Annotated in this window: 20 protein-coding genes and 1 pseudogene; 13 read left to right on the top strand and 8 right to left on the bottom strand. The window is 65.6% G+C overall.

Annotated features, from left to right (window positions below):
• Positions 1-666 precede the first annotated feature (666 nt).
• Both OQ02_RS44060 and OQ02_RS44055 read left to right on the top strand, forming a co-directional pair.
• Positions 667-876: a hypothetical protein gene (locus tag OQ02_RS44060; RefSeq protein WP_156077286.1), complete on the top strand. Its 210-nt coding sequence runs from the start codon at positions 667-669 to the stop codon at positions 874-876.
• 105 nt (positions 877-981) lie between these two features.
• Complete coding sequence (locus OQ02_RS44055) at positions 982-1,566, top strand: hypothetical protein (protein ID WP_156077285.1); 585 nt, start codon at positions 982-984, stop codon at positions 1,564-1,566.
• On the opposite strand, the gene OQ02_RS42695 is transcribed toward OQ02_RS44055, so the two are convergent.
• Entirely contained in the window at positions 1,462-2,577 is a 1,116-nt protein-coding gene (locus OQ02_RS42695; protein WP_197043477.1) for a DUF3644 domain-containing protein, read from the bottom strand. The two genes, OQ02_RS44055 and OQ02_RS42695, sit on opposite strands and share 105 nt — an antisense overlap.
• A 487-nt stretch (positions 2,578-3,064) precedes the next feature.
• Between OQ02_RS42695 and OQ02_RS24675 the strand changes: the two genes are divergently transcribed.
• The 6 genes from OQ02_RS24675 to OQ02_RS24655 all read left to right on the top strand — a co-directional run bounded on the left by OQ02_RS24675 (position 3,065) and on the right by OQ02_RS24655 (position 10,632).
• On the top strand, positions 3,065-4,279 hold the full coding sequence (locus OQ02_RS24675) for a hypothetical protein (RefSeq protein WP_156077284.1): 1,215 nt from the start codon (positions 3,065-3,067) through the stop codon (positions 4,277-4,279).
• Positions 4,280-4,775: 496 nt separating this feature from the next.
• Positions 4,776-5,408, top strand: coding sequence for a hypothetical protein (locus tag OQ02_RS24670; protein ID WP_033440907.1), 633 nt, complete (start codon positions 4,776-4,778; stop codon positions 5,406-5,408).
• Positions 5,405-8,473 (top strand): hypothetical protein, encoded by a 3,069-nt coding sequence (locus tag OQ02_RS24665; protein ID WP_033440906.1) that lies wholly within the window; start codon positions 5,405-5,407, stop codon positions 8,471-8,473. The genes OQ02_RS24670 and OQ02_RS24665 overlap by 4 nt, the downstream gene beginning before the upstream one ends.
• 55 nt (positions 8,474-8,528) lie before the next feature.
• Positions 8,529-9,866 carry a Wadjet anti-phage system protein JetD domain-containing protein gene (locus OQ02_RS24660; protein WP_197043475.1) on the top strand — a complete coding sequence of 446 codons (1,338 nt, stop codon included), beginning with the start codon at positions 8,529-8,531 and terminating at the stop codon, positions 9,864-9,866.
• A 102-nt stretch (positions 9,867-9,968) separates the two neighbouring features.
• Positions 9,969-10,112 (top strand): hypothetical protein, encoded by a 144-nt coding sequence (locus OQ02_RS45015; protein WP_231500211.1) that lies wholly within the window; start codon positions 9,969-9,971, stop codon positions 10,110-10,112.
• Positions 10,072-10,632 (top strand): IS630 family transposase, encoded by a 561-nt coding sequence (locus tag OQ02_RS24655; protein WP_051772756.1) that lies wholly within the window; start codon positions 10,072-10,074, stop codon positions 10,630-10,632. The genes OQ02_RS45015 and OQ02_RS24655 overlap by 41 nt, the downstream gene beginning before the upstream one ends.
• A 24-nt stretch (positions 10,633-10,656) precedes the next feature.
• Here the strand turns inward: OQ02_RS24655 and OQ02_RS24650 are convergent, their stop codons facing one another.
• From OQ02_RS24650 to OQ02_RS24630, 5 genes are all read right to left on the bottom strand, one after another.
• A complete protein-coding gene (locus OQ02_RS24650; RefSeq protein WP_231500210.1) occupies positions 10,657-11,553 on the bottom strand; it encodes an IS630 family transposase in 897 nt (298 codons plus the stop codon).
• Between the two features lie 141 nt (positions 11,554-11,694).
• On the bottom strand, positions 11,695-13,203 hold the full coding sequence (locus OQ02_RS24645; RefSeq protein ID WP_033440902.1) for an E2 ligase fold family C protein: 1,509 nt from the start codon (positions 13,201-13,203) through the stop codon (positions 11,695-11,697).
• Positions 13,203-13,682, bottom strand: coding sequence for a Mov34/MPN/PAD-1 family protein (locus OQ02_RS24640; protein WP_051772755.1), 480 nt, complete (start codon positions 13,680-13,682; stop codon positions 13,203-13,205). The genes OQ02_RS24645 and OQ02_RS24640 overlap by 1 nt, the downstream gene beginning before the upstream one ends.
• Complete coding sequence (locus tag OQ02_RS24635) at positions 13,679-14,281, bottom strand: putative metal-binding protein (RefSeq protein WP_033440901.1); 603 nt, start codon at positions 14,279-14,281, stop codon at positions 13,679-13,681. The genes OQ02_RS24640 and OQ02_RS24635 overlap by 4 nt, the downstream gene beginning before the upstream one ends.
• A 5-nt stretch (positions 14,282-14,286) precedes the next feature.
• Positions 14,287-14,541, bottom strand: coding sequence for a DUF2604 domain-containing protein (locus tag OQ02_RS24630; RefSeq protein ID WP_051772754.1), 255 nt, complete (start codon positions 14,539-14,541; stop codon positions 14,287-14,289).
• A gap of 155 nt (positions 14,542-14,696) precedes the next feature.
• Here OQ02_RS24630 and OQ02_RS46025 point away from each other — a divergent pair, with 155 nt between their 5' ends.
• The 3 genes from OQ02_RS46025 (at position 14,697) to OQ02_RS44050 (ending at position 17,106) form a co-directional block, all read left to right on the top strand.
• Positions 14,697-15,056 (top strand): hypothetical protein, encoded by a 360-nt coding sequence (locus OQ02_RS46025; protein ID WP_231500209.1) that lies wholly within the window; start codon positions 14,697-14,699, stop codon positions 15,054-15,056.
• Positions 15,057-15,213: 157 nt separating this feature from the next.
• Positions 15,214-16,332 carry a HigA family addiction module antitoxin gene (locus OQ02_RS24620; protein WP_051772753.1) on the top strand — a complete coding sequence of 373 codons (1,119 nt, stop codon included), beginning with the start codon at positions 15,214-15,216 and terminating at the stop codon, positions 16,330-16,332.
• A 183-nt stretch (positions 16,333-16,515) separates the two neighbouring features.
• Positions 16,516-17,106: a hypothetical protein gene (locus tag OQ02_RS44050; protein ID WP_033440899.1), complete on the top strand. Its 591-nt coding sequence runs from the start codon at positions 16,516-16,518 to the stop codon at positions 17,104-17,106.
• A gap of 173 nt (positions 17,107-17,279) precedes the next feature.
• Here OQ02_RS44050 and OQ02_RS45010 read toward each other — a convergent pair.
• Positions 17,280-17,572, bottom strand: a pseudogene (locus tag OQ02_RS45010) (transposase family protein); the annotation flags it as partial.
• Between the two features lie 57 nt (positions 17,573-17,629).
• Entirely contained in the window at positions 17,630-17,836 is a 207-nt protein-coding gene (locus OQ02_RS45005) for a hypothetical protein (RefSeq protein ID WP_033440898.1), read from the bottom strand.
• Positions 17,837-18,726: 890 nt separating this feature from the next.
• Here OQ02_RS45005 and OQ02_RS42685 point away from each other — a divergent pair.
• Both OQ02_RS42685 and OQ02_RS24600 read left to right on the top strand, forming a co-directional pair.
• Positions 18,727-19,551, top strand: coding sequence for an endonuclease/exonuclease/phosphatase family protein (locus OQ02_RS42685; protein WP_081915920.1), 825 nt, complete (start codon positions 18,727-18,729; stop codon positions 19,549-19,551).
• A gap of 131 nt (positions 19,552-19,682) precedes the next feature.
• Positions 19,683-20,306, top strand: coding sequence for an NUDIX hydrolase (locus OQ02_RS24600; RefSeq protein ID WP_197043473.1), 624 nt, complete (start codon positions 19,683-19,685; stop codon positions 20,304-20,306).
• The last annotated feature ends 13 nt before the right edge of the window (positions 20,307-20,319 follow it).

Below are 20,319 nucleotides of genomic sequence, written 5' to 3'. Positions count from 1 at the left end.
GGTGTGAACGAACCAGTCCGGCTGCACCGGCACCAGCCCTCATTCCCGACCGGCGGACGGCCCGCAAGGGTACGAGCCAGCAGGCATGGAGGAGACGGGCAGTGTTCGAGCAGCACGCACCCTGAGCCGTCAGACGGTGCCGAGCACCCCCTGCAGCGGCTCCGTACTGAGTGCTCGGCGTATCGGGGAAGCACGACGATCGGCAGGTTCGGAGGCACCGTCGGCGCGCCAGAAGTTGGCGGTCGAGCGTTCGGCGAGGTGACCACACTTGGTCTTGCAGGCTCCGTATGTGGTCACTCGTGTACGAGGTTCGTCGTAAGTGCGGTTGAGGGCTGTTACCTGCGGTTTCGCGCCGTTGAGCGCAGTTGGAGACGTCTCCGAGGACTCCTACTGTGTCAACGTACATCGACATCTGTTCTGACCTGCGGAAACAAGCCTTCAGCAGGCTGCGTGGGTGCAGTTGACCGTGGCTGGGAGCCGTTGGGTGCGGTTGGGCGCGTCCTGTGGCTCCCAATCTGCTCCCATAGCGCTGCTCCCAGGCGGTTGGTCGTACGTGGTGAGTCGGCGGCGCTCATGCCGCTGACCGGGTGGTGGGGCGTGAAGCGGAATGACGCCCGTTCGGGTAGTGAGGTGGTCTTCGATTACGTGACGTGCCACTCTCCGGCCGTGAGTCGCTTCGTCGAAGACATCCGTCGAGCCAGATCTCAGGGCGTTCTACCGGAACGCTTCCGCCCTGCCGACGTCCAGAAGGCGTGTCCGGGATGGGCCGACGCGACCTACCACGTGTTCCTGCCGAAGCACCGCCTGGGCAATCCTGGTCGCTACACCTCGTACTTCCGGCGACATGACGACGGCCGCTACAGCCTGATCACGTAGAACCGCGCGCTTTGTGCCGATGTCGGGGTGTGGAGGCGACGTCTGCCTGAGCGGAGCTATGGTCCGGGCGGTAGCACTCATGTGGCGTTATGGGGGATGGCCGCTATGACCGACACCGAGGACTCGCGGGCCGAGGCTGGCGGCTTGATGGTCAGCCTGCCCAGGTCCGTGGTCGCTCTGGCCACCTGGTCTTCCTGGACCCGGTTCGATCTGTTGCCCGCTGCGGCGCCGCGACTGCCCGGCGTGTACCTGGTCGCAACCGCGACGGAGCTCGTCTATGTCGGCATGGCCGGCGATCGCGGGGGTGCGGGTTTGAGCGGGAGGATGGCCGCGTACTGCACCGGCAAGGCAGCGGTCTCGGGCCTGGGCCGCGCGGTGCTGGACCGCGCCCTGAACGACGTGGCTTCCTCGCACGGCAGCCTGGCCGTCGGGGAACGGTTGGACACCCAGGGCTGGGCGGTGTTGGCCATGCGGGAAGCCGGACTGTGGCTGTGCTGGGCCACCACCGCCGACCGGGCCACGGCCGTGGAGTTGGAGGAACACGTTCTTACCGCCCCGCCCGAGCAGCGGCTGTGGAACCCACGTTCAAGCCGGTCCCTTGAGCGCATGACAGGTAACGTCTGGGCAGGGCGAGGAGCGGCTGCGCGACGGCGAGCCGTGGGCGTTCCAAATTACTGTCATGTCGACTGACTTGAGGGCTTCGCGCATCAGGGTTCGGGCCTTGTCCGAGAACCCGAGCCAGCTTGTACGTCCCCGCGTGAATTCGTGGCAGCACGACGGATCGCCGTCTATGCCCAGATGTCGCCGGAGTGCGCGGCTCTTCGGTGGCGTTAATCCGACCGTGCGGGCTAGTTCGCCAGGGGAATGGCGGAACCGTTCCTGGATGTCCACCTCCCGGATCGCCGCCGCGGGTACTGATGCATCGGCGACGAAGCGCACCGGTGCGCCGTCCTGCTTCTTCGTGAAGTGCACGGTGATCGTGACGCCCGAACCGTCCACGGTCGTAGCGAGATCCTCCAGGTGCGGTAACACGTGCGCGCGTGTTTCGCCGTTCTTGATGTGCCGTTCGACGCGGTTCACATCCGCTTCGGACACTTGCGCCCCGGCATCGGTGTGAGCCTCCATCGCCAGGAGCGTCCGGATGCGTGCTCGGGCCTCATGCCTGGCTCGTCGTCCAGGCTGGAGCAGTGCCGCGATCTGGCGGTACTCCTCGTCGAGAACAATGGTCAGGTCACGCGGGGGGTCAACGCTCACAGGGAGTACGCGGTGTGGCAGGTGGTCGGCGAGATGGTCCGCGAACACGCGTTGCAGCAATTCATCGAAGAGTGTGACGCCCGCCCGTACATGCAGGTACAGCAGTTGCTCTCGGACGACGTTGAACCAGTGTTGCTCGTCGTCGCGCAGTGCATCGATCGCCCGAAGCGCTCCCGCGTCGGCTTCGGCAAGATTGATCAACGGATTGGCCGACGCAAGCCCCACACACTTCTTGAAGCTTACCGACCTGCGGGTCTTCTTGTCGAAGACGGGCACGCCGGTCTGCACGAGAGCTGCCTTGATCAGCATCTCGAAACTGTGCTGGAGGTACAGCAAGACTCCGGTCGCTCGTCCTCTGTCGTTGGGTGAGTTGAACGCCTCAACAGCCGAGACCAGGGACGCAAGCGCCTTGGCCTTGAGCGCTCGGCTCTCCTGCTTGATCTGCACGACCCACCACCACCCGCACGTTCATCCAGGTTCTGCTCTTATCGCCGCAACCAGTACCACCGTTTCACTCGCACTCATGCCTCCCGTCTGGCTACACCGAGAGTCCGTAGACCGGGGTTCGCACCGCATCACGCAGCCGGTACGCCGCACGGACCTGCGGCGGAAGGCGGCAAACAGGATGTGACACCTTGGATTCGGCCAATCGGGTGAAGCCCGATGGATCGCGTAGCGAAGCTCGGCTGCGGGTCGATGTGATCGACAACTGGTCAGGGTGGACAACAGTGACACCGCATCGGAGCCAGTCCGAGGAACGGTTGCGGCCAATCCCCACTCTGGAGGAGGGAACCTGCGGCTCCCCCGAGGTTGTAGTCGTGCAGAGTCGTACGACACGTAGGACGGCGTCTCCGCAGAATTGCGTTTGGCGTCATGTCGTTGTGAGGAAAGATCCCTCGGAGCGCGCATCCAGGCCCGTCGACGGGAATCGGAATTGACAGAAGTTGATCTATTTGCTCCTGAACCGGGTGCTGGGCCGGACTATTTGGGGCAGGTCAGGGCGTTCGTCGCGCCGGTCGCGAACGAGTCCGACGCGGTAATCAAAGACTCGGACGTCATCGAGTGGGCGCGTGCCGTCTATCGTACTTTCGGTGAGCTTGACTCGGGTGACGGACTGACTATGGCCGAGTTGGAGAACGCCTGCGGACAAGCGGCCCCAGGGAGCTTCGAGAACCGGTTCGAGTTGTTCAAGACCATGGGTTTGGTTCGCCGCCGCAGTGATCATGCGGACGTTCGTCGGTACGTTTTCAACCCGGTCGGAGTCGCGGCGCTGCTCGTTTTCGACCGTCTCGCCCACAGCGGTGGTGTCCAGGAGATCTTGATTTCACTGGATCAGACCAGGCGGGACATCGCTGACGGCTTGCTCGACCTCGGCGAGGTTGAGGAACGGCTGACAAGCCTCAGACACGCACTGTCCATCAGTACCGGCGAGCTGCTGCGGTTGAGGTCCAGGCCGCTCGAGGAAGTGCGCGAAGGGCGACGCAACCATCGAGGAGCCGATCGGCTGCTCGGTGAAGCGCGCGCACTGGTTCACGTCGTTGAGGATCGGTTCCCCGCGTTGAGTGGTTCAAGTGGTCGCTTGATCAGTGAGGCTCTTCGCTACGCTGCGGCGGCCAACGAGCTGGTGGACCGCTTGCTCGCGCGCGCTCGCACCGAGCGCGACTTCTCGATGCTGGAGCCCGAGCAGTACCGCACGGCCGCCTTCCATTCGGATCCGGACAGCCTGGCTGCTGTGTTCGCCGGAACCGTGTTCGATCCGCCGGCCGCTCTGCTCGGGCCTGAGCAGGTCCTGCTGATGTTGGAGCAGCATCGGCCGCGCGAGGCCCGGAAGCGTCCGCCGCTGACGCTGGACACGCCCATGCTGGACAACCCGGTCGAACATGCCCGCGAGCGGCAGGACCGCCTCCGTGAGCGACGTAAGGCCGTTCTTCGCCTTCGGCTTCGCGGACAGCCGGAACTCGACCTTACCGCAGAACTTCTTGCCGCTGGCTGGCCTGGCGCGGTGCGTCTGGTGGTCGAGGTGCTCGGTGCGGCTAGCGATCCGGATCTACCGTTCTCTGCCCAGCTGTCGGACGACCTGTACGTCGACAGTGCTGCTCCGGTGAGTTACCTGTCTCCGATCACGTTGCGATTCGAGGAGGGCACGTGACGGCGGATCACGCGCTGTGGCTAGCGCGTCTACGTGCACAACGCGCCGCATCCATCACCTCTCACGACAGGGCTCAGATGGATGGTGCCGCACGACGGGCGGGACGCGTCCTCGTCGATGCGGCACCGGGTGAAGTCATCCTCGGGTGGACTGATGAGGTCGTGTTCGGCCTTGAAGCCGCACATGGACCCCCGATGTTGCCGAGCACGGCGGTGCTGGTGTTCGCAGCATGTCTCCGTGCGTGTTGGCCGGATCCCGACCAGCCTCCGTATCCCGGGGCACCGGCCGCGATCGACGACGTCCGGTCCGCAGTGGAGACGCTCGGCGTCTCCAACGTGACATCAGGCCTCAACCGGCTGGAAGCGTGTGGATACATACTGTACGACGCGACGGCATCCGTGATCAAGCTCGGACCTGCAATGTCGTTGTGGCGTGAACCGGAGATCGCTCTGATGCGCCGCGAATACGCTCGGCTACCTTCGGTAGGCGGGTCAGAATGACCGATGATCTGCTGTCCACGCTCACCACCCAACGGCGTGCCGAAGTCCTCGCGGCGTTGGCGGCTGTAGAGACCTCTCTGTTGCCGGTACCACAGTCGGCTTTTCGCGCGTTGCTTGAGCCGGCGTCCCGGCAGGTCGTCGAGCGATTGCTCACTGAGGCGGGCCGGGTCCTGATCAGAGTAGGCAACGGTTACCTCTCCGCTTACGACGACACCATCGCTGCCCAACTCGCCCGGTTGGGAATCGGTGTCCTTCCGCGCGACGAACGCGCCATTCTTGCGATGGTCCTGCTGCTCTCAGTTGCACTGCCCCGGGCTCAAGGGTTGGTTCCGAAGGAAAGTCCTTGGGAAAACGGCCATCCCGTGCCGCGTGATCTGCTCGTGCGCGAGGGCCGACTCAAATATGGCACCGCGGACAGCGCTCTACGCCAACTCACCAAGGCCGAACTCGTGCGATCCGTTACCGGCGGGATCGTCCCCGGCAGGCAATTCCTCCGCCTGACCCCGGCAGCGACGGACACGCTGTTCGACGAGCTGATCTTGCTGGCGGAGCCGCAAGGCGATCTGGCCTTGTCCATCCGACGACTACGTGCCATCCGACAAGAAATCCCGGAGAACCCGCCGACATGACCGAATCTCTCAGCATCCCGAGAACCGCCAGTCGAGGCGAGGTCGGTGAGCGTCACCTCCTCGTGGTGCAGACCTTCGACATTGCGCGGCTCACCACCCATCCGGTGCCTCTGGTGCCGGGGACCTTCATCGCGGTGTCGGGGCAGGGCCCCAAGGGGGATTCCAACGGCTCGGGCAAGACGAGCTTTCTCGGCGCCGTGTCGATCCTGCTCGGTGACCCGCAGTGGCGGATGGACACCCAAGGTGGGAAGACAGCCGCAGGCATCCTCTTCCGACCGGACTCCGCAGGGATCGACCCATCCCAGAAGGTGCCTCCGGCGGATCACGGCTTCGTGGCCGGGGTCTTCGCCGACTTCGAGGATCCGGCTGCGAACGCACTCACCGTGTGGGTCCGCATCTCCACCTCGGCACCCTACATCGAGGCCAGATGGGCCGATGGCATCCATCTCGCTCAAGGCAAGGACGAGTTCGAGCGGTTGTCGCAAGCCGAGGAGCTCTGGCAGGCCGTCAAACGCAACGGAACGGTGTCCGCCCGGCGGATGTCCCAGTTCTTCTTCGGTGATGCCCCCCGGTGCCTCACCTACCTCGACACACCTCTGCGACCGGCCGCACCGTCCCTGCTGAGCCAGCAGATGACCGAGATGGAACCCCGCGACATCGGCGCATCGCTGATCGCGCTGTCCGGTTCGAAAGCACACCTCGACGACGAGCGAGCACAGCGGGGCAAAGTGCTCGAACAGCGGCGGATGCGCGACGAGTGTGTTGCCGACGGTCAGGCACGGTGGCAGAGGGAACAGGCAGAGTTGGACGCCGTTGCCAGCAGGGACGCGGCGCGCGCGAGCCTCGACACCGCGTTGGGACACTGGCAGGGCTACCTCGCGGGGCGTTACCTGGCCGTTCTCGACAGGGATCGCGAACTCGACGTCCAACTCGTCGAGCTCCGGAAGACGCACGCCACATCCGTTGAGCGGGTAGGGGAAATCGAAGCCGAGCTCAACGAACTCAAGGCACGCACAGACCTCGCCTCGAGTGAGGAGCGTGCACGCCGCGATTGGGATTTGGCCAAGCAGGCGGCATCCTCCTTGCGGGATGAACGCACCGCGAAGGCGGCGAAGCGTTCCGAGCTCGCGGACGAGCGCAGGGCCTTGTTGCAGCAGGTGGACGGCTGGGACGGCAGCACGCCAGAAGACGCTGCGCTGCGACAGTCCGAGGCCGAAACTTCACACGCCAAGGCGAAGGTTGAACTCGAGAAGCTTTCCGCCGCCTTGGACGCGGCTCAGGACGAATTCGATCGGGTTGGCCGCGGGCGTAGCGGCACAGCCGGACTTCTCGTCGACGTTCTCGAAGCACGAGGCGTCACGGCGACTTCGTTGATGGACGTCGTGACCCTCGCCGACGAGGTACGCGCTGTCTGGGAGCCGAGGCTCGCTCCTTGGCGTGATGCGGTGATTGTAAGCATCGGGAAAGACGCGGACGACGCACGTGCGCTTCTGACCGAGCACGCCGGCGCGCAGATCATCCAATCGGATCCGGCGTCAGACCGAGCCATATCTGGCGTTTCCTCTCGTCTGCCCATCGGCCAGTTCCTGGGCACGTTGGAGGAGCGGTTCGCTGCGCGCCCGGAGCCGGACGACGTCCACGACGCAGAGCTCCACCTGACGGTCTCGGGCGGGTTCGCAGATCCGATCACCGGCCGAGAGGCAATGCTGCGTACGGCGCGGCAGAAGGTAGACGAAGCGCGGCTAGCGTGTGACGGTGCCGTCACCGAGTCGAAGGCGGCCAGTGCCCTCCTGCTTCTGGCCAAGCAGCAGTGCAAGGCTGCCCACGCGGCCGCGAGGTTGGGTGAGATTGCCGAACTGGACACCGGATTGGCCAACCGGATCGCCGAGCTGGACCGGCTATGGGCAGAATCCGACGGCAAGGAGCGGAAAGCGCAGAAGGCCTGGGAGGAAGCCAGCGACCTCCTCAGGGGGCACGCTGATCGAGTTCGGCTTTACACCCTCCAACTCGATGCTGCGAAGGAAAAAGAATCACAAGCCAGGGACAAAGTCAAAGCGCGAGTCAAGGAACGGGAAAGCCTGAAGGTCGAGTTGTGGCGTGGCCTTTGGCAAAGTGATGAGCACCATGCTCGGGGATACGTCGCGGCCAACTCGACCGACCTCTCCGTGGCGGACCGTCGGGCGGCGGCGGTCGACGACCTGAGCCGAGCGACTGCACAGTACGGCATCGATGAGAGCGTCGAGTCATCGCTTCCGGATGAAATGCGCCAGGCACTGCTGCTGCGTCTTGCTCTGGCCGCCTCCCCTGTGGATGTGCCACCGGCTGTCGGTCTCCCGCAGATTGCGACACCGCTGCATGTGAAGCTCGATGGGATGGCCGACTCCGATCGGTTGACAGTGCAGCGAGTGGAGAAACAACGACGAGAACACGCCGGCACGCTCGCTGACCTCGAACGTGAACTTGCCGACCAAGAGGACCGGCACGTCCTGTTGCAGAGCATGATCAGTCAGAGAGTCGAGGCAATCTTCAACCGCATCAGCGACAAGTTCGACAGCCTCGACATCGAACGTGGTGGCTGCGGTGCTGAATTGCACTTCCGGGCGGTCGAACCTCCCGCCGACGGCGAGTGGGTCTGGGAGGTTTCGCCACGCTGGAAGCGCTCGAGCAGCGGCACCTACGTGCCGTACCGGGAGGTAGCCAACGGTGCACAGGTCAAGGTGTATGCCGTGCAGCTCGTGCTCGCTGCCGTGCTCGCCGACGCCGATACCCACGGACGCGTCCTCGTCCTCGACGAACTGGGCAACAGCCTCGGTGAAGTCAATCGCAAGGACGTGCTGGGCGCGCTCAAGCGTGTAGCTGCGCATCAACGCGTGACAATCCTCGGAACCTGTCAAGATAGTGTGCTGGTCGATGCGGCGGACGTGTGCGGCGCCCTTTTGTGGTTCTCCCACGCCTCGACCTCCGACGCCTACAACCGGCCGACTCGAGCGTGGGCGTTCAACGAGAACTCGGAGCAGGTCGACCTGACCGCCGACTGGATCAAGAGGGGTACGCCGGATGAATGATGCCGACACGCCTCGTGTCCACCACGGGTTTCTTATCGGGGAGAGCGTCGGTCGAATGCCCGTGCCGCTGCCAGAATTGCCGGAAGGAGTCGCCGCCTACTCCGTGCCGCGGGCCAAACCGACGCAGGTCAACGGCGACACGATGCGGCGGGACCGTAAACGCCGACCTAACGTGACCATGGCGGACCTGCTGCCGGAGAAGCAACCGCAGGACTTCGCCCTGCCGACGGCCGTCGAGCGCCGCGATCTCGTGTGGTTCCTGCAGACCGGAACATCTCGCCGCTGGTCAGGCATGAGAACTCGGCTCGGCGACCAGGCATGGGACGTGACGATGGAGATGGTCCGCGCTGGCGTGGGGATACTCCGGCTCGACGTCGCCGGCTTCGACTACTCACCCGTCTCGTTCAGGCTCACCGATGCGTGGGCGGCCGTCGCGGACGACTATGTCGCAGAACTCACCGGTCGGGTCGACCCGGATGAACGTCGCTCCGAGTTACTCGGGATCATGGAAAACGAGCCGGACCTGGCCGAGGAACGGGATCTCCTCGCGAGGGTCCCAGACGGCGGCCCGCTCCGCGTCCCGGAGGGATCGCGCACCCGTGCCGCATTGTGGTCGGTGTACGAAGCGGCGATCCGGGCCGCGTGTGTGTGGCTGGCAGGTCGACGGGCAGGTCGACGAGTGACCCTCAAGGAGTTGGCAGGCTTCGCGTTCAACGACAGCAAGAAGTTCACCCTCCAACAACGAATAGCGTTCGCCAACCTGGTCAACATGGAGTTCTCAGACGCGGTGGACGGCACCGACGTCGAGATCCTCATGCGTGGACCGTTGATCTGGCACATCGACTCGGTCGCTGCGGACGCGGGCGTAGCCGGACCGTGGATCGGGCTTCCCGCCAACGCCCTCCACGCCCTCGGCGAAGTCGACACGACCTCGCTCGAAGGCATCCTGGTCATCGAAAACAAGGACACGTTCCAGCGGGTATGCGAGTACCCCGGAATCACTGAGCACTGGCTCTGCGTCTGGGGACGCGGCTATGCCAGTCACGCGCTTGTGGATCTTCTGCGTGCGTTGAGCCCACGACGGCTCGCCGCTTGGTGTGACCTGGACGCCGACGGTGTGTCGATCGTGGCCGACTTATCCCGCAGGCTCGACCGCCCGATCACCCCAGTCGGCATGGACCGGAGGTTTTGGGAAGCAGGACCATGGCGGCTCCAGACGGCGGAGCAGTTGACACGGGGACGTGGGCGCGCCGCAGCACTCGCCGCTGAAGGGCCAGAGTCGTTGCGGGACCTTGCATCCGCCATAGCTCTGAACGGTGAAGGGCGCGAGCAGGAAACGTTGTACGAGGAAGTACTGCCCGAACTATTGGAGGAACTCCGGCAAATAACGTAGGGGCGAGTGGAGTTCCCAGTGGGCGCTGGCGGCTCTGGCAGCCGGCGAGCAGGCGCTGAAGACGTGGGAACTGGAAACATCAACAGGCTGGAGGACTGGGCCGTGACCGTGACGAACCTGTTCGGCTTCGCCGGTCAGGCGGTGATGTCGGGCCGGTTCGACTACATCTTCGTCAGCGCCGACATGCGTGCGAGCGAGGAGTCGCATGGACGAGAAGCCCTACCAGCTCCTGGCGCACGCCCGTGACCCGATCCCCGCCACACCGGGACGGAATCCCGAGCAGGACAGCGAGTACGTCCGTCACGGCACCTGCTCGATCTTCCGCTGGGTCGAACCCCTGGGCGGGTGGTGGCGGGTCGACGCACAACCTTGCCGGACCAGGGTCGACTGGGCCGGACAGGTCGAACGGCTCCTGACCGTCGACTACCCCGAGGCGGAGAAGGTCGTCCTGGTGATGGACAACCTCAACACCCACACCATCGCGTCCCTCTACGAGGCTTTCGACCCGGCCACCGCGTTCGCCCTAGCCCGACGCCTGGAGATCCACCATACCCCCAAACACGGATCCTGGCTCAACATCGCAGAGATCGAACTGTCCACACTGGCCCGCCAATGCCTGGACCGCCGCATCGACGACCTCGACACGCTCAACACCGAACTCGCCGCATGGCAGCACGCCACCAACACCGACCAGCGTCAGGTCGACTGGCACTTCACCACCGCCGATGCCCGCACCCGACTCCGCCACCTATATCCCAAAAATTAGCAGCGACGGTCTACTAGTGGCTTGTCACGCAGCCATGGCCGGGTAATGGGTCCAGGTGCGGATGGGTGAGTCGGTGGCGAAGCCGGTCTTGGGCTGGGCTCGGGCGTTGCGCCAGCGGATGAACGAGGCGATGGCGGCGTTTTGTTCGGTGTGGGTGCGGTGGTCGGTGCCGTTGAGGGCGAAGTAGCGCAGGGCGGCGAACTCGGCCTCGATCCAGTTCAACCAGCTGGAGTAGGTCGGCAGGAACACCAGTTCGGCGTCGTTGTCGGCGGCCCACTCGCGGACGTCGGGGTGTCGGTGTGGGGAGAAGTTGTCCATGACCAGGTAGAGCCGCTGGTCGGGCCACCGGGCGCGCAGGGTCTTGAGCAGGTCGAGAAACTCGGCGTGGCGTTTGCGGCGCCGGATCCGGTAGTGGATCTTCCCGGTGGTCAGGTCGAGTGCGGCGAGCATGTGCATCACGCCGTGGCGGCGGTTGTAGGTCGCCCGTAATCGGTGGGGCGATCCGGCGGACCGCCAGGCCTTGCCCTTGCGCGGCATCAGGTTGAGCGGACCGAACTCGTCGACGCAGATCACCCGGCCGTCGTCGGGCGGGTGGTCGTAGAGGTCGAGGATCCGCTGCATTTTGACGAGGAATGCAGTGCGGGCGATCAGGCAGATCCGTTCACGGATCGCCTCACCGATCGTCCGACTCCGCCCGCCGCTCCATTTTGGGTCCAGCGCCGCGAACCCCCGCCCGTTGAAGGCGTGGATCACGTCACGGACGTAGTCCTCGCTCACCTGCATCAACGAGGTGATGTCCCGGACCGACTGGCCCTGGCCGGACATCAACACCACGATCGCCCGCCGCAACCGCACCGGGTCCTTCGCGGTCCTGGTGACCCGCTGAAGCTTCCGGCCCTCCTCCATCGACAAGGGCCTCACGAACACACTCGGTCGACGAGCCACGACCACCTCCCGCACTCGGCATGCAGGACCAGCCTCGCCGATCAACCCATAGGACCGATTACCGGGCCGACCCTCCGAGACACGCCACTAGGTACCCCGGTTTGAGCGCAGCTCCGCTCAGTCAACCGGTTCAGCTGGCCACTTCTCCTGGTACACCCGCAGGTAGTCGGAGTCTTGGCAGACGCAGGTGCCCCGGGAGTCCTTAAGGGCTGGTCGAGTGGGATATGGGGCCGGGCTCCGTAGGACGTTGAAGCCGGTGATCTGCGTCCCGCCGGGGTCGATGCCTGCTGTCCTGCGGACCAGTCGAGCCGCCAGCAGAACTCCGGCGAGTGCGGACTGGTGGGCCAGGGGGACGTGTACGTCCTGTGGAGGGTGTCCAGTCTGCCCCAGCGGAATGACACCACCACCGCAGATTCCCTCCACGTACAGCTCGCGGATGGGGCGTCCCTCGAACCGGGTCAAGGCGTCCCGGGCGATGCCGAGGCCGGTTGCGATCGCATCGAGCAAGGGCGCGGGCACCGGCCCATGAGAGTGCAGCAACGTCCGCACCTCTGCGACCAGCGGGTTGATGCCCAGAGCCGAGGCCACGACGGCGTCCTCGCTGGAGGTCTGACCGGTCGGCAGGTACAGGCAGGACAGGCACGCGTCGGTGCGGAAGGCGTGGGTGGATACGCCGAGGTCACCGGGTTGGGTCCAGGCGTTGGCAATCCAGCCCGGGAGCGAGGCTTGGACCGCGCGTCGCGCTGTCGCCGAATCCACGGCGACCAGCGCTGTTCCCCAGTGGTAGCCGTGGGTGGCCGTGAAGTTTGCCCACTCCTGGGGCCGAGGGGTCAAAACCAGACCGTCGGTGGGGGTTCTGGCCGCCAGTTCGGCTTTCCCGGCGTTCTCGTCGGCCCGCGTGGTGAGGACGTAGCGTTGGATGTTGCTCAACTCGACCGACTCGTGGTCGACGAGTTCCAGGCCGCCCTGCACGGGGCTGCGGCCCAGGGCCCATACCGCAGCCTGTCCCACGGCGCCGCACCCGACCAGCACGGTCGGGTGCGCTAGCGCCCATCCATCCTCTGGCACGTCGGGAGCGGTGATCGGGTCGATACCGTCCAGGCACGACACGGTGAGGTCGTCGGACACGGGATCCATCTCGCCCATCAGCACGGTCCGGAAGACCGCCGCGGCGGCGAAGCACGCGGCGGCACCGGCGCCGAACGGGATCGCGCTGTCGCCGACGGGCTGGGGAACGCGGCAGGACAGCAGGGCGGTCCAGGCGTCGGCCCCGGCGTGGAAGGTCCGCTCGAAGGTGGGGGCGTCGAGGCCGATGGCGATACCCACAGCGGCGTGGTCGATGATGGTGATGTTCGGGTTGACCGCCCTCGCGAGCCTGCTCAGCTCGGTGGACAGTGCTTCCGCGCCAGGGCCGTGCAGGAAGGCGAGGGTGGGATAGAGCCGGGCGAGCAGCCTGACGGTGAGATCGGCCAGCGCCCGCCCCTCACGGGTTTCGGCGGCCTCGCGGCCGAGGGCGATGCCGATGCGGGTATTCGCCAATGCGGCCTCGAACAGTTGCTCGTCGAACCCGGCGATCACCTGGGAGGCCGCGACTGCGACGCGGCGGTGGTAGTCGGCCAGCGGCATCAGATCACCTGTACCAATCGGCGTGCGGCGTGGTCGCGGAGTCCTTGCCAGCCCGCGGGGGCAAGTCGGTAGGTGGCGACGCCGGGGTCGGTGAAGCCGTCTGCCCCGAAGTGCGGCAGCACAATCGACAGGCCGCCCACCTGGGTCACGATGGGGTAGGTGTTGTCGGTGTCCGAGTGGTAGGCCTCCATCGGGTGGGTGTGCACCTGGACGGCGAGCACCTCACCGGCTTCGTAGAGCCAGCGGTTGAGGCGGTGCAGCTCGTCTCCGTCGACCCGGACGCACAGTCCAGACTCAAGGCGGTAGGACGTCTGCTTCGGGACGTGGGGTGTCCGGACGGTGAACACCTCGCCGGAGAGCACGCCGGTCCACAGCACGAACAACTCGTAGCCCTCGGCCCCGGCACCGCGCACCGCGTCCTCGGTCTTGGCGACGATCTCGGCCGGGACGTCGAACCTTCGGACATCGGCCAGCCTCACTGGGGCGGCACCCCCGGGTCGAAGCCCACCCTGGGGTTGAACTCCACTTGCCAACCGGCCACGGGCGCGACGCCGTAGGTGTGGATGACATCCAGCAGGCGGACCAGGGCGCCGGCGCGTGCTACGCGGTGGAGCTCCCACGCATCACCGCTGTGGCCGGGGTGGTCGTGATACTCCCGCACACCGGGGAGGCACAGGAAGGGCAGGCTGTCGGACGAGTAGCCCTGCATCAGGGTCTGGGCTTCCATCACCGGTCTGCCGTCCGGGGTGATGGAATGGATCTTGCCCGTGTTCCGCCTTAGTGTGGTGGGCAACTGCCCTGTTCGGTACGGCTCACGGGTAAACGGGTCGGCCAGCCGTACCGAGGGCGGCCGGACGTCGTAGTTGGTGTAGTCGATCAGCACTCCGGTCACCAGCGCCGGGGGAGAGATCTGCCGGGCCGCCATCACCACGAACACCTTGGGGAACGTGGCATCGACCAGGAACCAGCCCTTCGCCTGGTAGTCGCGCTCCAGCGCGCGGTAGTCAGCCACTTGGCGGTCGAACTTCCGGCGCGAGACCTCCGGGTCGACGTACTGCTCCTCGACGGCTGCGGCCACGGGACTCAGCCGCCGACGCCGGCACGCAGGTTGAGGAACAGCCGCGTGCCCGCGCCGAACCCGAAGCTGCCGATCTTGGCGTCGAGGTCCAGGACCCCGCCCGCGTTGTCCCGCAGCTCCCAGTTCTCCACCGGCTGTCCGCTGTTGTCCGTCTGCGCGAGTGCCCTGCCGATGATGCTGCGCAGCGGGGCGTTGGGGTTGGCCTCCACCGCGGTCGGGGTGCCGTTAACCACCACCTGGAGTTCGACCTTGTCGGGCATCGCCTATCTCCTCGTCGATCGGTTCAGGCGACGACTCGGGGGGTGCCGCTGGGTGCGCCCTCGGCGATCGGGTGACTGCGCTGTGCGTAGTCACCGTCACGGAGTATCGTTTACCTGCTAGGTGCATGCTATCAAAGCATGCACCTGATGGGTACATGACTTTCGACGTTGGGACGGTGATGGAGGTCGGCTTTGCCTCGTTGCAGATGGCCAAGACGTGCTCTTCACCTGCGAAAACACGCCAGAAGTGGGGGCCGGAAGGCGCTCTGAGGATCCGGTTGAGACTCGATCAAATGGTTGCCGCGTCGACGCTGGCTGAACTCGCCTGCCTGCCCCAAGTGCGCTGGAAGAAGGTCGCCGCAGACGCGGGTGAGCGGTTCGTGCTGGACCTCGGCGGCGGTCGGCAGATGATCGTCTCCGCCGACGGGGACCCCGCGCCCCGGCGCGATGACGGCACGGTCGACCTCGAACGGGTGGAACGGGTGCTTGTCGTCGAGATCACGGAGCCGGGTTGACCCGGCGTTCACCAGACGACCGACACAATGGCCCCGAGCCGCCTCGCGGACCGGCCAAGCGCCGGGAACGGGGAGGATCTGCTCGGACTCGTCCTCGCGGCCCGCCAGCCGCTGGTCCGGCACACACGGAGAGCGGAAGAACGAGGAGGTGACACCGATGACAACAACGCACGCCGGTTCCACTGAGCGGTACGGGTACGAGCCTTTGGAGGTACTGCCTCCGGGGGAAACCTTGCGGGAAACGCTTGAAGCACTGAACATGAGCCAGGCGCAGCTGGCGGTTCGCGCAGGCCTGTCCACCAAGCACATCAACCAGATCATCCAGGGCCAAGCGGTGCTCACCCACGAGACCGCTATCACCCTGGAACGGGTCACCGGCATGCCGGCTCGCTTCTGGAACGACCTCGAATCGCGCTACCGCGACCACCTGACCCGTGAACTAGAACGCGAGAAGCTCACTGCCCACGTCGGATGGTTGAAGCGGATGCCGATCGCCGCGCTACGCAAGCTCGGGAAGATCACCGCCGACCACACCGACGAACCCCGCGTGCTCCAGCAGGCCTTGAACTTTTTCGGCGTCGGTGGGATCGAGGCGTGGGAGGAGGTCTGGGCTAACCCCGCGGTCAACTACCTGAAGTCAGCGGCGTTCGAGGTAGACGCAGGGGCCATGGCCGCGTGGCTGCGCCTGGGTGAGGTGGAGGCGACGAACATCCCGTGCGAGCCGTTCGACCGAGCACGGCTCAAAAGCGTGCTGCCCGAGCTGCGCGCGTTGACCGTACTGTCCCCGGCCGAGTTCGAGCCACGCATGAGGCGCCTGTGCGCCAGTGCAGGTGTTGCAGTCGTCCTGGTGAGAGAAATCGTCGGCTGCCGAGCCAGCGGCGCCACGCGTTGGCTCTCCCCGTCTAAGGCCGTGGTGCAGCTCAGCTTGCGCGGGAAGCGCAATGATAAGTTTTGGTTTGCGTTCTTCCACGAACTTGCTCACGTGCTCTTGCATGGAAAACGTAGCGTGTTCATCGAAGCCGAGGACATAGCCAAGCCGGGGAACGGTTCGTCGGACGAGGAAACGGAAGCGAACAAGTTCGCGGCCGACCTGCTCATCCCGTCTGTCCACAGGCGTGAATTGGTCGCACTCAACCCGTGGAATTCCCGTCAGGTGCGCGCGTTCGCGGACCGGCTCGGCATCGCGCCCGCGATCGTGGCTGGCCGCTTGCAATTCGAGCTCAAGGACTACCGGTTCGGCAGGGACCTGTTCGAGAAGTACGAGTTGGTTGACTGACGCGTCAGCGACGTTCAGTCGCCGGAGGGTTCGGGGGGACGCTGAACCGCGCGTTTGCGTGCGAGGGACGACCAGGTAGCTCTCGGTTGTCGGGGTGGGTAGGCGGACACAGAAACGGATGCGGCCGGACTGCCGAGTCGTACCGGCGCGTCGGCCGAGCCGCCAGGCGGGCATCATCGAAAGATGGATCCCGAGCAGGTCAAACCCAGCGACTATCTGATGGCGCGCATGTTCACGCAGCGGTGGGCGGACGGCACCCTCCGCCAGGCGACGCGACTTCGTCACGCTTTGCGGCAGGCGAGCAGCTTCGACAAGGCGTACGAGCGCATGGATGACGCGACGCTCACGGAGTGGGACATCGCCGCGAAGATCGATGAGGTGTGGATTGAGCAGCACCTGCTCATGGTCTCCGCGCAGCAGTTCGAGAAGTGGGCGAAGAGGATGGCCGAAGCTCGCGGTGGAACCCGGCCCGCAGAAGACCGGCTCATGCGCCTTCTGCGTAACAGCCTCGAACACCTCGACGAGGCGGAGCTCAACGACTTCGAAGCACTCCCCGGTCCCAGCGGCAACAGGTCACTCCGGGATCTGCCTGGTGGCCGTCTTCCGCTCGGTGTGACGCTCAGGGCCGACAGGGTCCTGGTCTGTGACCTGGTCGAGTTGGACGAGATCGAGAAGAACTGCCGACAACTCGCCAACCAGATCCTCGACGAGGTCGAGGGCCCGGCCATCGACGCCTACATCGACTGGATGATCGACGACGCCCGCGGCAAGTAGCTCGCCCATCCGTCGCCGGACGAGGGGAAAGAGGTATGGCTGAGCGAGTCGGGATTCCCGCCGCGCGAGACACCCGTGGACGGCTCCACCCGCGAGCCGCGATCGACACGGTCCCACCACCGTACGAGGTGTACAAGCCACTGCACTGTGGCGGTTGCACCATCGCAGTCGTGGGCACGCGATCGCAAGGTGTGAGCGGCGCAGCGGTAGTCGTGCAGGTCGTCCAGTTCTTCATGCGGGCCAGTGCGTGTTCGGCACGGGTACGGATCGACCGGTGAACGGTGTTGAGGCCTTTCTGCCAGTCGGTCAACACGGTGCCGTCGCGGGGTTTGCGGTAAGGCATCATCGCTTTGGGGTTGCCCGGGTTGCCGCCGTCGGCCATGGCGGGTCGGCCGTCGAGCACGTCGGCGATGCCGGAGTCGCGGTAGACGGTGCAGTCGCTGCGGTTGCCCGGTCGCGGGTCGCCGGTGATCACATGCACGTCGCCGTAGCCTGGTGGCCAGTGCCCGCTTGGCTTGGGTGGTCACGTCCGGGTCGATGTCGATGGTGGTGACCAGGGGGCGCGGCCGGTCAGCTGGGCGAGCAGGCAGGCGTTGTATCCGGTGCCCGCGCCGATTTCAAGGATGCGGTTGCCCGGCTGGACGTCGAGCGGGTCGAGCATCGCGGCAACGAGCCACGGCGCCGACGCACAGGACAGCGACCGGCCGTCCTCGAACCGGTGGGTGATCACCGCTTGTCACGGGTTGTAGGTGACCGCCAGTCGGCTTCGGGTACGAACTCGTGGCCTGGTGTGTCGAGCAGAACCCGTTCAACCTCGCTCTGCCGTGTGTGTCCTGCCTTGCGCACTCTCTGGCGACCATCTCGGTCCGTAGTGTCTCCGGCGACGAGGTGGCGGTGTTGGTGCCCATGGCGCTCCTTTCTGCTCAGCGATCGTCTTGGTGTGGGGCCGTGAGCGGCATATCTCCGTGAACACTGCGCAGGCGTTGGCCGTGCGACGACCTGGATCGACTGGATGCGTTGCGTTCACTTGAGCGTCTGAGAGGGCCTTGGCTCTTTTGGTGCAGCGCGAGGTAGTGAACTGGGAATGGGTCGCCCGATCAAGCACGTCTCTGGGTGCCGTTGAGGCGTCAATGAGTCGCTACCTGGCTTGGCCTGCATGAACGCGGCGGTACGTTCCGGAGGATTCCACCGTTGGGGTATCGCGGTCCCTGTGGTCTCGGTGGCTGTTCATCAGGGCAGCGGCACGAGCCGCGCGCGCCGATCCAGCCCTCGAACGTCGAGGGTGGTCGCGGCGTGGGCACAGGCCGGGCCTGGTGATTGATCAGTTGACCGCGGACGCGGCGGTCGCCGACGCCCGCCTTGCCGCAATGGAGTTCGATGACGCCCTGCGAGCCGTTCGGACGGATGCTGGTGAAGCCGCTTGTGGCCGAGGTCTGGGTCACCGGCTCGGCCTACGGCGACCTCCTGCTTGTGCGGCAGCGCGTGCGCGGATGAGTGTCGGCTGTACGTCTCGACATGTTGTCGATCGGCGGTGCGGCGCCGATTGGCTGCGGGCACGTTGTCGACGCGCACGGTAGGCATGAGAACTTCCACTACTGCTCCGGTTAGGGTCTCGGCACCATGGGAGGAACGGACAGCAAGAGCGGACTCGGCCGAGCCTCCGAGGTTCGGATTGTGACGTGCAACGTCCAGCGAGCCGATATTTCGAGGACACGTCGGCAGGTGGCCTGGCTCGTGGGTGTTGGCGCCGATGTGCTCGTGTTGACCGAGGTGTCGGCGGGCGAGTCGGGTGCTGTATTGGCCGGCTTGCTCGCGGATGCCGGTTATGGAGTGCTGCTCCCGAGTCCGGCGTCAAATGACCGATACCGGGTGCTGGTGGCCAGTCGCGATCCGGAGCCGACCGCTATCGATGTCGGAGCCGGTGTGCTGGGGCACCGGTGCGTCGCCGCTCGCATGTCCCTGCCTGCGGGCGAGATCGGTGTGGTCGGTCTCTACGTTCCGTCTCGCGGCCCGAAGGAGCTTCGTAACCAGGCCAAACGTGCGTTCCAAGATCGGGTCGCGGCGATGCTGCCCGATGTCGGGAGGGGCATCGGCGGAGGTGGTCCGGTTGTGGTGGCGGGTGATCTGAACGTGGTGGAACCGGCTCATGATCCGCGTTACGCGGTGTTCGGATCGTGGGAGTACGACTTCTACCGGGAGTTCGGTCGCGCCGGGTTCGACGACGCGTTTCGTGTAATGGAACCTACCAAGATGGATTATTCGTGGTTCGGTCGACCGTCCGCTGAAGGTCTGCGCAACGGGTACCGAATTGACCACGCGTTCGTCAACCGAGCGCACCGTGCTGCGGTAGTTGAATGTCGATACGACCACTCCGTGCGAACAGCCGGGCTGACCGACCACTCGGCGATGAGCGTGACTCTCGATCTGTCTGTCACGACCGCGTGACTCTGCAACGCCGCCGTATCGCGAAGCGGCGTGTACTCCCGGAGACCAGAAGAGCCCACTGCTAGGGTCCGCCACGCGCCTTCGGGCGATAACGGGAGCCGCTGCTGGAAGCAGCGGCTGTGGACTGAGGCATGCTCGTCCTGGAGGGTTCGAAGATGACAGTGGCAGGTCAGGATCCGCGTGATGTGGTGTACGACCTGGTGGCTGGTGTAGTGCCTCTCGACGAGCACGAAGCACAGGACAAGGCCACCACGTTGCAGTGGGTTCGATCGGGTGCCCCGCTGTTCCGGATCGCCAAGCCAGCGACGCCGGACAAGCACCTGTGCGTCTATTTCGCCCTGTTCGACGAGGCACGGCGCAGCGTCCTTCTGGTCGACCACGTGAAGGCGGGCTTGTGGCTGTTCCCCGGCGGCCATGTCGACGACGGCGAGGACCCACGCACGACAGTGGCGCGGGAGGCGGCCGAGGAACTGGAGATCGACGGCGAGTTCCATCCGCGGTTCGGAGACGAGCCGCTGTTCCTGACCGTCACGAAGACGCGCGGCGAGCACAGTCACATCGACGTGTCGTTCTGGTTCGTCCTGGCTGCCGATCGGGACATGCGGATCGAAGCGGATCCCCGCGAGGCGAATGACGTCCGCTGGTTCGCCTTGGACGACCCGGCGGAATGGGCACACGACCGGTTCGATCCGCACATGGCCCGGTTCCGCGACAAGCTCCTGACCCGCCTGGGAACCCCGGCGTTGGTGGGGTAGTACGTCGCAGCGA

It is taken from the genome of Saccharothrix sp. NRRL B-16314, from assembly GCF_000716595.1.
In the GTDB taxonomy this organism is placed as follows: domain Bacteria; phylum Actinomycetota; class Actinomycetes; order Mycobacteriales; family Pseudonocardiaceae; genus Actinosynnema.
The sequence above is the reverse complement of the archived record's forward strand: the minus strand, read 5'-3'. Positions and strand labels throughout refer to the sequence as shown.